This window comes from Veillonella sp. R32 (assembly GCF_010093125.1).
Taxonomy (GTDB): Bacteria; Bacillota; Negativicutes; order Veillonellales; family Veillonellaceae; genus Veillonella_A.
This window is the reverse complement of the sequence record NZ_NMZQ01000001.1, coordinates 1-14,200: the sequence shown is the minus strand read 5'-3', so window position 1 is coordinate 14,200 and position 14,200 is coordinate 1. Positions and strand designations below refer to the sequence as shown.

The following is a 14,200-nucleotide window of genomic DNA, read 5'->3' as shown; positions in this document are numbered from 1 at the left end:
GCCTGCCATTACTACTTGCAGCGACCTTACGAGCTTGACTCGCAGCGAGCAAAAGTAGTAATGGCAGGCTTTATTCATTTATTTCAATTCCTGTTCCCATTCCGTATGGAAAATTCCTTCTTTATCTACTCGTTCATAGGTATGAGCACCAAAGAAGTCACGTTGTGCTTGAATCATGTTAGCTGGCAAGCTTTCACGACGGTAGCTATCATAGTAATCCAAAGAAGCCGAGAAGGCTGGAGTCGGAATACCAAAGCGTTTAGCTTCAATAATGGCTTCACGCCATTTAGCTTGATGTTCTTCAATCGCTTCCATGAAGAATGGATCTAACAACAAGTTACTTAATTGTGGATTGCGTTCAAAGGCTTTTTTAATATCTTCTAAGAACACCGCACGAATAATACAGCCACCACGCCATAGAAGTGCCATGTCACCGAAATTAATATTCCAGTTATATTCCTTAGCCGCCGCTTTAATCAACGCAAAGCCTTGCGCATAGGAGCAAATTTTAGAAGCATACAAAGCAGAATGAATGGCATCAATAAAGGCTTTCTTATCACCTGTATATTCGCCTTCAGGCCCTTTAAGCTGTTTAGCCGCTGCCACACGTTCAGTCTTATACGCAGACATACCACGAGCAAATACAGCTTCTGCAATGGTTGGAATTGGCACACCAAGTTCTAGCCCTTCTTGACTTGTCCATTTACCAGTCCCTTTTTGGCCTGCTTTATCCAAAATCATTTCCAATAATGGTTTGCCCGTTTCTTTGTCCGTTACTTTTAAAATTTTAGACGTAATTTCAATTAAGTAGGAATCTAATAAGCCTTTATTCCATTCAGCAAATACATCGCCCATTTCATCATCACTCATATGAAGCAATTCTTTCATCATGAAATACGCTTCTGAAATAAGCTGCATATCACCGTATTCAATGCCATTGTGCACCATTTTAACATAGTGACCAGCCCCATCATCGCCTACATAGCTACAGCAAGGGCCATCGGCTACCTGCGCTGCAATAGCTGTAAAAATAGGCGCTACTTCTTTATACGACGTTTCATTACCACCTGGCATCAAGCTTGGGCCATTCAAAGCGCCTTCTTCACCACCTGACACGCCTACACCTAAGAAACGGAAGCCTTTAGCTTCTAATTCTTTACTGCGACGACGAGTATCACTGAAATGAGAATTACCACCATCAATCAAAATATCCCCTTTATCAAGGTATGGTAAAAAGGCTGCAATCATATCATCCACTGGCTGACCCGCTTTTACTAAAAACATAATTTTACGAGGTTTAGCCAACATCTTAACAAGCTCTTCGGGACTGTGAGCACCACCGATAGTACCTTCATGACCAAATTTAGCCAAGAATTCATCCGTTTTTTGAGGTGTACGGTTATACACAGCAATACTGAACCCTTTGTGCGCTACGTTGCGTGCTAAATTTTGACCCATAACAGCCAAACCAACTAAACCAAATTCATATGTTTTGTTTTCCATATTTCGTCTCCTCTTCCACAGCTAGCCACGCATCTTGTTGTTGCGCCAACTGCTGTGCTTTTTTTATAACTTTTACAAAGGCTGGCGGAATATCTTCCCGTTCCTTTATATTATACGCAATACATTTACCTATAGTAATCCCTTTTTGAAAAAAAAGCCAGCTAAAATAATAAATTTCTAGCAAATGAAGCTCTCGATTGGGAATCGAATTCAACTTTCGTTCGTGAAACGCCCGATTTACTAAGCCTTGGAGCGATTCATTTTGTGCTTTTGCATATTTAATTAATTTGTCCACCCCTTGAGTAATAGCTTTCTTACTCACCAAGGAAGAACCGCCTTCTAAATTCACCACCATGCGCACAATATCATCTAAAATAGCACGGCGATTCCGACGGATTAAATGATGCACTAAATCAAATTCATAACAAAGCGTATCGGTGAAATAGACCTGCTTTTTAGAAGCCTTAGCCTCGGTGCGCACATCTCGGTCATACAAAGCGATAACGGGAATGTCAAAACGGTTAAACAATTCTACAAGGCGACTAATCGACCCTTGACCCCGCGCATTAATCAGCCCAATGCCATAGAAGTCGAACGGGATGCCCAACGTTTTAGCAAACTGCCGAAAACTACTATATTCCGTTTCCCCTTCCACAATCATAACACAGCGAGTGTACAACGCTTCTTTCACCGCTGAAAAATAAGCAATTAAGTGCTCCTCCGCTTCTGACGACACTTCAAACGTAACGCCACAGGCAATCTTCACAGAGCCCGACGGTTGCCGATAAAAGCGAATAATCTGCCGATAATCATCAGACAACACTTCTGCCGAATGGGTAACAATAAACAATTGTCCTAACAGACCATCCACGGCAAATACGTCTTTTAAAATTCGTAAAAAGCCAATATTTTCATTGGCTAAAATTTCTTTGAAATAATCCACCATAGCCCGTTGCATGAGCGGATTTAAATGGGCTTCCACTTCATCCAAACTGACGATAAGCGGTAAATAGCGCTTGCCTCGTTTCATGATTATATGGGATTCAAACTTTCCCCCTTCAACTAAGGAGAAAATTTGTTTCACCAAACGCAATACCACCATAGTAATGAGGCGCAACGCATCAGGCGTATAAAATCCAGCAAACACGCCAGAGGCAATACCTGTTTTAAGCGCTTTTTTATCAGTCAAAGAACCACGCTCTAATAAAGGCCACTGCGTCAGCTGTGCTAAGACAATACTCATATAATCTGGTAAGTGTGGCAATACGAGCTGAAATTGTCGAATGCGCAAAGCAATGCGCGACATAGATTTATGCGAAGCCGAACCTTCTTGTGCCAGCACTCGTTCTAAAGCGTGCCCTAAGAAATCACGCAACGCCTCATACGAAGCTTCAATGGGCACACTGCTAACATCGTCACCATCAGCCGCGCTACTAGAATTAACACTCTCAGTCATTCTACTAGGATGACTACCAACATTTACTCTGCTAGAATTCCCACCAGCAGTCATTCTACTAGGATTACCACCAAGTTTCACCCTATCAAATTGATATAGACCAATATCACGCAATGCCAAATAGGGAATATAGTGCAAGACTCGTAACGGCACCTGTCGCCGTTTATCCTCTGTCAATACCTCGTATAACTGAGGCTTAGCCATAACGGCCAATTGTTCCCATTCTAATAAAATGCGACCCCCATTAACAGCGCCCCGAAACCGCTTGGGCAACATTTCCTGAGGGTCTACCACTAATTCTAGACGCACCTTAACGGGCTTCGTCACATCAAAAAAGTCAGAAGCCTGCAAGGTTTGACCAGCTGTAATAATCGCAATAAGGGCTAACAGATTTGACTTCCCAATAGCATTTTCACCAATCAAATAATTACACTGATCGTGAAAAACCAATTGCATATGATTCAAATTGCGGAAATTTTCAATCGCTAAGGCTGCTAAATACATGCTAGCACCTACTTTCCTAGAATGATGGCTAAGCCTTATGTTGCTCTTTCAACCGAGCAATCATAACCGACGCTACAAACATAAGCAAACCGGCACATACGGTGAGCCACGATAAAATTTCACCAAAAATGAGAAAGCCCCACATAGCATTAAAGAACACGCCAATATATTGTAAAAACTGCGCCACGACTGCATTGGTCGCCACAAAAGCACCGGTTAAGAAAAACTGGGCAAATACGGAAATACCACCAATAATGGCAATAATTCCCCATTGACGCGCATCAGGCCATACAAAGTTTGGCCACATCAAAGCGCCCCCTACAATCATTGTAGTTACCAAGAAATAAAACATAATCTCATAATTACTGTGATGGCCAACCTGGCTAATTTTACGAATTGTCGTATATGCAGCGGCCGCAAACGCCGCACCGCCAATAGCATACAAGGAATACCAATGGAATTCACTAAGCGACCACGGCTTAATCATAATCATAATCGCCACAAAAATCGTAAGTAGCCATTTGCCCGCCCCTTTAGGAATCGCTTCACGTAGTACGAAGGTACTAAAAATGAAAACAAAAATTCCTGAAAGTTGAAATAAAATGGACGCATCCGCCAAATTCATATACGCCAAGGCAATAAAGTTCATCAATGTGCCTACCCCGCCGAAAATCCCGCGAATAGTAAGCATGCCACGATGCTCTGTTGAAAAAGCAATGCCCTTTGCCCACATATAAGCGAGCACCGCCACCGTGCCAATGAGACCACGGAAAAACGTAATCTCAGAGGCTGGCATAGCTTGACCCAACATTTTAACAAATAAATTCATTATACTAAATGCTAACGCCGATGCGATAGCATAGAAAAAGGCTTGTTTCACACAGTCACTTCTTTCTAAATCACGCCACCTACTTATTTACCAAACGTATCTACAAAGCTCAAAATCTCTTTACCCATCAACTCTTTGTCGATAACCTTAGTAAAACGAAGTTCTTTATTCTGTAACGCAGCTAATTCTTTAGGGAATGCCACCCCTGTAACCGCACTAATATGCTCTAAACTTTCATAAGGCGTGCCACCTGGTTGAATTTCCAAAGCTTCACAAATTGGCGTTGGGAATTTGAACGGATGGGCTGTCGCCGCAATGACAGTATGACGGCTACCATCTTCTGGATGAGCCTGCAATTCCTTCATATAGGCGCCCATAGCCACCGCCGTATGAGGATCTAATACATAGCCATAAGAATTATATACCTGCGCAATCACCGCTTTTGTTTCTTCATCTGACACAAATTGACCACTGAAATCACGCTGTATCCGCGTTAACTCTTCGTCCGTAACAGATAGTATACCGGACGCTTTCAAATCCTTCATACGCTTATTAGTCAATTCATAATCTTCACCACTTACATAATATAAGAATCGTTCAAAATTAGAACTTTCTAAAATATCCATGGATGGGGAAATAGTTGTATAGAACGCACGATTCATATCATACGTGCCCGTTTTAAAGAAATCAGTAAGCACATTATTGCGATTGGAAGCACAAATCAACTTACCAATAGGCACACCCATTTTTTTCGCATAATAAGCGGCCAAAATATTCCCAAAATTACCCGTTGGCACTACCACATTGAACGCTTCATCCCGATGAATCGCCCCTTGGTTCACAAGCTCCGCATAGGCAGCTACATAATACACAACCTGCGGTGCTAAACGGCCAATATTGATTGAATTGGCGCTAGAGAAGCGTACCCCTTTTGCCGCTACCTTATCTGCCATCTCTTTATCTACAAATAAACGTTTTAAAAACTGTTGGGCATCGTCAAAATTACCACGAATAGCCGTTATATTTACATTGTCGCCCTCTTGTTTTTGCATCTGTTCCTGCTGCATAGGACTCACCCCATCAGTAGGGTAAAAAATCTGAATATGCGTGCCTGCTACGTCTTTGAAACCTTCTAAAGCCGCTTTGCCTGTATCCCCTGAGGTAGCCGTTAAAATAAGGACTTCATCCGTTTCCCCTTCCGCTTCTTTAGCTGCTACTAACAAATAAGGGAACAAGGATAACGCCATATCTTTAAAGGCTTGCGTCCGTCCGTGAAATAATTCGAGTACAGATAATCGCTCTAACACGGAATGAAGCGGTGCAATATCAGTAGTGCTAAAATTAGCCTTACTATAGGCCGCATTAATCATTTCTTTTAATGCCGCTTCGCTAAACGTAGGGAAAAAATGTTGCAATACGGTGTACGCAATATCCTGATACGATTTATCCGCTACCATATCATAAGTAATCGTTCGTTCTGGGAATTTGGCTGGCACATAGAGGCCCCCATCACTGGCCAAGCCATGTAATAATGCATACGTCTCATTTACTGTTTCTTCACTTCTCGTACTTCTGTATTTCATCTCTCTACCCTCATACTTCTACTAATTTCTACTAACTTTTGCTAACTTTTACAAGTTTCTGCTAACGTCTACTAATTTCTGCTAACTTTTGTTACCTTCTACTAGCGTCTGTTAATTTTAAAATTTCCTATCTAAAACGAGTGTATCCTCATCACCTTTGATAAATGCCTCTCATTTAATAAAATAGTACTTTATTCAATTAATTATACCGAAAATACGCGATTTTTGCTACCCGTGAAACAGCAAAAGACTGAAACCGCCTCATTACTGAGACGGTTCCAGTCTTGGTTAGGAAGGTGTGTCACAAACAAACCGAAATATGCAATTATTTTGCTTAATTAGTTGATAAAACGTCTTATATTTTTACACGTCTTATACTCATTAAGCTTGTTGTGCTTCTTCAGCATCAGCTTGTGCCTGTGGAGCACTTACTACTGGCTGAATTTGCTGATTAGCACCTACTAACGTATTAACCAATTGAGTTAATTGTTCAATCTTTTCATTTTGCGTATTTACAACGGATTGTAAATCTTTAATTTGCTGTGCCATTACCTTACGAGCTGGATAATTTTCAGTTTCACCATCACCAACACGTAACGTTACACCAGCGTTAACCATGTTTTCACCGCCACCTAAGGATGTACCGATGCTAAACATAGTATCACCATTTGGACGATAGAACGCACCGATTGCTACTGCATTAGCCCCTTTATAGTTACCTACGCCAGCCGATACTTCCCATTTAGCTTCTGGGCTAAATTCTAATGGATGTAAAGCAGCCAACGCTGCAGCCCCTGCACCAACACGGTCTACACGACGATCCAATTTGCTAATGCGGTTAGACATATGATTCATGCCATTACCAATATCGTTAATTGTTTTATCAAATTGACCTTTGTTGATAGCATCACCAGGTTCAACTCCATCACCAATATTATGGATTACATTGCCACCCATATTAACATTATTGTTCTGGATTGTAATGTCTTTCGATGCTTCAGGGCCTTTAACTGTTAAGCCATCGTTGTTGATAGTCGTATTGCCAGTTTTTACAGAATTGTCATTGATAATAGTTTGGCTATCACCTTTACCTACTGTAATTGTATCACCAGCAATAGATACATCACCGATATTAGCGCCTTTATTAACAGTCAAGTTTTCTGTAGTTACAGATTCTAAACCTGTTAAGTTTTTCGATAATTTAATATCTAAAATATCTTTAGTATTGCCTTGTTCATCTAGATGTGCTACTACACCAATATTACCATCAGACAAGTTAGCTGCATCAGCACCGCCATTAAGATGTAAGGTGTCACCATTCTTAACGGTTACTTTCGCGCCATCATCACCAGCGAATACACGACTAGAATCTTTTACTGCTGTATCAATATTATTAATCTTATCAGCAATATCTTTTAATTGTCCTTCAGTAGCAGCACGGTCAGGTACATAACCGTTAGAATTAGGGTTCCAAGTTGTATTATCAAGACCTGTAATGAATTGACCATTTTCTTTTGTACCTAACGAACTACCATCTGGTTTAATTGGGCTTACTTCTTGGTTGCCCATGATGATTTGATCGCCAGCGTTACCAATCGTTACTTGGCCATTCTTACCATCAAGAGCGACTTGATTTGCACCAGAGCCAGCTGTAATCGTACCGTCGGAGCCTTTAATTGCCACTTGATTAGCTTCATCTTTACCAAGCGTAATATCTTCTTTAAGCGATACTTTATTATTTTCTACAGAAATATTATCGCCAGCAGTTACCTTAGCTGCTTCAACTTCTTTACCTACAAGTGCAATGACATCCCCAATATTAGCTACATTTTTATTGTTATTATATACTGGTTTGCCATTTTCATCTTCGCCAGTTGCACCGCTACGTACATTAGTGATTTGTGTATCACCCATGTTGATGCCACCAGTATTGATTGTGATGCCACCAATATAATTTCCGTCAACCCCTTTTGTACCACCTACATTGATGCTAGTAAGGCCAGTTAAATCTTTAGCTAATTTAACACTTAAATATGTTTTTCCATCTTTAGTTTCACTAACAACACCAATATTATTATCACTTAATTTCTCAGTATCAGCTCCACCTTTAATATCTAACTGTTCATTAAGCTTTTTAGGAATAGGTTTAGCATCATCACCAGCAAAGTTTAAACCATCATCCATAGTCGCTACTTCATGAGTAACTTTGCCAGTCTCATCTAGATAGACAATACGAGTTACGCCATCTTTACCATCAAGACCTTTGGCACCGTCTTTTACGGAAATATTAGCACTTGTATTGTTGCCTTCTGGAAGTTCATTGCCTTTGTCATCTTTACCATTTTCACCAATAATAGTGATGCTACCTGCTTTCCCCTTAGTACCTGGCTGGCCATCTTTGCCTGGTTCACCTTTAGTACCAATAGTGAGCTTGTCACTTAACTTAATATCATATCTGTTTTGGCCATCTTTGCTTGTAACGTTAATTTGTAAATTGCCATCACCAACATATGTTGTATTAGTAGCTGTATCGCCACCGTTAACACTTACAACGGTATGTTTACCGGCTGCTGTACCAGCATTTTCTGCAATTGCAGCTACCGCTTGTAATTGAGCAACGTTAACTGCATCAGTAGCCTCTTTACCAGCGGCTACGCCTGTAATTTGACGCGTCTTACCATTAGCCACATCACCAACAGATACAGCACCTAATGTAGATGTCCAAGTTGGGCTCTTTTTATCAGCATCAGTTAATGTCTTACCAGTAGGAATATAACCTAATACACCTTTATCTATATTTGCAATAGAATCAGAACCAAGAGCCACACCACCTACTTTTTCCACATTTGCATTGCGACCAATTACAACCGCATCAGTGGCAGTCAATTCAGTTTCTTTATCAGCCGAACCAATGACAATACTATTGTTAGCACCAGTTACTTTGTGATTATCACCTAATACTACAGCGCTTGTAGTATTTGAAATCTTGTTGTTAATACCTGCTACGGTTACATTAGAAACATTTTCAGCAGTATTCTTATAACCCATAATGGAGTTATATTCACTAATATCATTAGCAGTACCAGTTAAGGTATTGTTAACCCCAATGATAGAGGAAGCACGGGTGTAATCAGCTTTATTGCCGCCACCAATAGCGAGGGTTGCACCGCCGCTGTTAGAGCGTTGAACAAGAGCCTTCATTTTATCTTGCAACTCTTTAGCAGAATCGGCTGCTGAAGAACTATCTAATAACCCAGTACCAGGAATGGAAATAGTTGTTACAGAGTTAGTAATCTCATTGCCTGCACCAAATATCAACGAGCCATTAGCGTTAGCCGTTTTATTAGCAAAACCAACTACACTATTGGCTACACCAGAACTAGAATTTTCCGCAGTAGCTGATTCAATGCTATTCAAGGAGCCCATAATCGTAGAGCCAAAGTTCTTGCCTGCATCAATCGAGTTACGTCCGCCCGCATAATTAGTTGTAGTAATAGAATAGGCGCCTGTAATAGTCGAGAACGTACCGCCATTAAAGCTATTGGTACCAATCGTTGTATTATTAACACCAACACCGGCTTTTCTACGAGTTTCTTCTGTAGAAGTATCAATATCTACATCACCTAATTTACCAATATACTTATGCGTGCCAACCATTAAACTACCAGAGCGAGCATAGGAATTTTCACCAATGGATATACCAGCTGCTACCTTAGATGGATCGGCTGGAATACGAGCTTTGGATAAGAAGTTACCACTAAAGGTAGTTTGACCAAGGGCAAAAATCGCTTCTTGCTTACCTGCCATATTTTCAACATATGCATTTTGACCTAAGGAAATACCAGCACTTTGGTCTGCATAATTTTCAACCTTAGCACCATTACCAATAGCAATGTCACCACTGCCTTTACCACCGTTACTATCAATAATCCAAGCCTTATTACCAATAGCGATACTATTGTGAGCCACCGCACTAGCACCTACCCCAGCAGCTAAGGCATTGTCACCTTTAGCGCCATCATTATTGTAGTTGCCACCTGGAGTAGCAGGACCATTTACGCTGTAGTAATGAATCTTGTTTGCCGCTAAATCAGTAGCTGTAGCTAAACCGCCTACAGTATACGTAGTGCCATCATTACGTGTAAAGGTTAATGTGTCACCATTTAAAGTAACGCCTGTTGTATCAAGATCTCTCAAACCAGTAATTTCAAGAGTTTTATCATTACTATCTGTTAAAACTAGTTTACCTGCAGAGCCATTATATGTTACTTCGCCCTTAGTAATAGTTGTATCAGTATCTACTGCGTTGATTGTATATGTTGTGCCATTTTCAGGAGTAAATGCTGTACTGATAGAGGCAATATTATCTCCTCCTACAAGGGATACTTTAGCCGCTTTTAATTGTGCTACGTTAACAGCATCAGTATCTTGCCAACCAGCGGCTACGCCTGTGATTTGGCGAGTATTATTAGGCGTACCTATAGATAAGGCACCCTTACCAGATTGCCACACGCCAGTCGTATTAGTAGATTGCGCATCTGTACTTGGATCATATCCTTTTACCTTGGCAGCCGTAGTGGCTTGTGAGCCTGCCCCTAAGGCTATACCACCTGAAACTTTAGCTTTAGCTCCATATCCTAGAGCAATACCTTGTGTAGCTGCTTTTTCAACAACAGTACTTGGTTCTGATGCGCGAATACCACTACCAATGGCAATTGAATAATCAGCTAACGCTTGAGTTTCTCCACCAATAGCTACGCCTTCGTAACCTTCAACAGTAAGATTTCTACCGATAGCAATACCGCCATCTTCACTAGTTTGACCGACAGTATTATTAGAACCAAATGCTAAACCTTTGCTCTTTACTGTATTATTTTGGCCAATGGCATAGGCCGCAATAACATTATTAAGTGTACCAATCGTTACACCTTGGTCTCCACTTACTGTATTACCTGCACCAATAACTGTATTATGTTGCCCCTTCACAGTCGTTGGAGTGGCTACTCCTGAAGGACTATTATTATAATCTGTTGCTAGTACACTGTTATAAATACCATTTATAGTCGCACCATTTGCTACTACAACGCTACTATTAACTTTTCCATTCGTACCGTTCTTAGAGCCTTCTAATGTTGTACCATTACCTAATACAATCGAGTTAACCGCATCTTGCGAGTTGCTAGAATTAATCCCAATTACTATAGAATCATTAGCCTTAGCACCATCATTTGCAAAGTTAGAGCCGTCTGCTTTTTTATCACTTTTAGTGGAGTAGTAATGCACTTTACTGTTTTCCACATCCGAAGTAGTTGCCAACCCCGTTACTCTAATAGGGCTCCCTTCATTCTGGTTAATTGTTAACGTACCATCACTAAGTGTAGCACTTGTAACATATATGTCCTTGGCGTTAACTGTATATACAGTACCACCATCTAAAGTGGCTGTAGACTCTACAGAAGCAATATTAGTCCCCCCTGTAACAGTTACTTTAGCTGCTTTTAATTGTGCTACGTTTACAGCATCAGTATCTTCTGTACCAGCTGCTACATTTGTGATTTGACGAGTGCCTGCAGGAGTATCTCCATCAGCTGCATAACCTACAGATACAGCACCTAAGGTAGATGTCCAGGTAGGTGTGCCTAATGCAGAAGCATCACTAGACGCATCAGCAGCTGCTCTAGCTGTAAGAGCGGTTGTAGTAGATTCTACTGCAATTGGATTATAGCCTTGTACGCTAGAATCTGTTGCTGCAATAGACTCGGAACCAAGCGCTACACCACCGTTGATAGATACATCAGTGTTATAACCAAGCATTACAGCGTTGGAGATATCTTTGGCGTGAGGTTTTTGAGGGGTATGCATAACTACATCATATTCAATTTCGCCAAACCAACTATTATTTTTAATTTTCTTAGCTGTTTCTGTATATTTCTGAGATCCTAAAATAACATTATGTTCGCCACCTGATTTTTCATGATAATCCCCTAGTACAATATTATCCGTTGTATTAGAAATTGTATTGCCAGACCCAATAATTGCAGTTCGACTGATATTATTACCTATATTAGAATATCCACTAATAGTATTATATGAACTAATAATACTATCTTTACCTTCTAAAATATTTCCATTGCCAAATATTTGTGAACGATTAGCATAATCAGATTTATTAGCACTCCCTAACACTACAGAAGCCCCGCCAGTATATTTAAGCAAATTAAGTTCTTTTTCTAGTAAAGATTTATGATCAGTATCCCCAATTTCAAGTATATATTCGCTACCAAATTGCATTAATCCCGTTATTTCCATTGTTTGGCTAGAAGCATCGCCTTCTCCATTAGAGTTTAATACTTCATTCCCAGCCCCCACAATGACTGTACCACGAGCTCTATTCGTATGATTTAATGAGCCTACAATACTGCTCGCTGTAGCATCCATATCCTCGCTATCAAATTCATATCCATGCTCAATATTATTAAATGCGCCATATACAGCCGTTAATAGTCCAGACTTACCATCCTCACTATATCCAGTCTTAGTATCAGCACCTGCTATCGTTTGAAACCCACCACCTGCAACAGTAGAATTTCCAAGTAAAACATTGCCACTAGATTTACTAATTGCTTGATGACCAATAACAACATTACTACCGCCACCATACCAATCTTGATTTTTTATCGACTCTTTTAAACTGCCAATAACAACAGATGCCGATATTACATCTAAACTTTGATTATTCCCAATAACAATGCCAGAAGCTGGATTTTTGCCAATATTATTATTACCAATAACAGTGAGTGATTCATTTCCTGACCAATAAGTCTCATTACCTGTAATATTATTCCCTTTTCCAATGATTACATCAGATACTGTAATTCGTTTTTCAGGAGATATTGTGCCCTGATCACGACCACTCACTATATTATTATCCCCAAATACTAACTGACGATTACTATTTGTTATTGTATTATTATCACCAAATACTTTACTGTCCTCAGCGGTAAATGCGTCTGTACTAGAAAGGGTATTGCCATTACCAATTACTTTAGAGAATGTGCCTGTATTTTTGATAGTACTACTACCAATCACTAAGCTATCTACAGCTGCTGTGCTAGCATTAGGGCCAATAGCCATAGAATTGTTAACACTTGCACCTAAGTTATCTTTATTGCCATCAGCGTCAGAATTTATAGACACATATTTAACACCATTGTCCGTATTGCTTGTATTGATTAAGCTAGCTACTTTATTCAACTGTGCCAAGTTAACTGCATCAGTGTCTTGTGTACCAGCTGCTACATTTGTAATTTGGCGAGTGCCTGCAGGAACTGTTGTACCATTCTCATCCTTATATTCTGCATAACCTACAGATACAGCACCTAAGGTAGATGTCCAAGTAGCACTTTTCTTATCATCATCACTTACAGTAGTATTTGTTGGTGCTGTACCTATCTTACCAGCTTCTACATTAGCAATAGAATCAGATCCAATAGCTACACCACCAGCTACAGTAGCATTTGCCTTATAACCAGCTACAACTACATTAGAAACATCCTTAGCCCCTAATTTAGTATCACTATTTAAACCAGAACCTAAAATCACTGAATTAGTAACACCCGTTAAGGTACGATTATCACCAATTAGAGTATTACCAGTACTATTTGTTACTTCATTATCTGTACCAATTACATACGCATGGTCAGAGCCAGTAACAGTGTTTTTAGCACCAGAAATAAAGTTATATTCACTATCTTTATCTGTAGTACCAGTCAAGTTATTACTAACCCCTGTAATAGATGAAAAGCGTGCATGATCAACAACATTGGCGCCACCAACAACTAAAATTTGTCCACCACTATCTTTTACAGCACCAGCTAACGTTTTGCTTAATCCAACTGGGTCCGTCGGATTAATGGTTTCAGGATTTATCATTACTGCGCCATATGAGTTGGTAACTAAGTTTCCTGCGCCAAAAATTAATGTTGCATTTGCATTCTGTGTTGTATTAGCCGCACCAACAACAGCATTAGCAACGCCATCAAACATACCTCCGGTAGATGCATCAATAGTATTTAGCATACCTACCGCTGTGGCAGTAGCTCCTTGCAACTGACTACTAGTTTTAACAGAAGTGCCTATACCCGCTGCGGTAGAACCAATACCACCGGCAGCATCACCATTTGCATTGCCTAGCGGAGCTAACTTTGCATTATAATCATTCACACTATAATACGGAGTTGCTGCATTTACACCAGCTGTAAGCCCCGCACACAATGCCAACACAGATAAAGCCACGCCTAATGTTCGGCCTGACTGAATATGAGT

General features: G+C 40.3%; 5 protein-coding genes. All 5 read right to left on the bottom strand.

Annotation, left to right across the window (positions count from 1 at the left end; genetic code table 11):
* Positions 1-78: 78 nt before the first annotated feature.
* Positions 79-1,503, bottom strand: a complete 1,425-nt coding sequence (gene gndA, locus VER_RS00045) for an NADP-dependent phosphogluconate dehydrogenase (protein WP_162098853.1) — start codon at positions 1,501-1,503, stop codon at positions 79-81.
* Positions 1,484-3,463: an ATP-dependent endonuclease gene (locus VER_RS00040; protein WP_162098852.1), complete on the bottom strand. Its 1,980-nt coding sequence runs from the start codon at positions 3,461-3,463 to the stop codon at positions 1,484-1,486. The genes gndA and VER_RS00040 overlap by 20 nt, the downstream gene beginning before the upstream one ends.
* A 28-nt stretch (positions 3,464-3,491) precedes the next feature.
* A complete protein-coding gene (locus tag VER_RS00035) occupies positions 3,492-4,343 on the bottom strand; it encodes a DMT family transporter (RefSeq protein ID WP_162098851.1) in 852 nt (283 codons plus the stop codon).
* Positions 4,344-4,375: 32 nt separating this feature from the next.
* Positions 4,376-5,875 carry a threonine synthase gene (gene thrC / locus VER_RS00030; protein WP_162098850.1) on the bottom strand — a complete coding sequence of 500 codons (1,500 nt, stop codon included), beginning with the start codon at positions 5,873-5,875 and terminating at the stop codon, positions 4,376-4,378.
* Positions 5,876-6,256: 381 nt separating this feature from the next.
* Entirely contained in the window at positions 6,257-14,158 is a 7,902-nt protein-coding gene (locus VER_RS10365; protein WP_304941387.1) for a YadA-like family protein, read from the bottom strand.
* Positions 14,159-14,200: the final 42 nt, after the last annotated feature.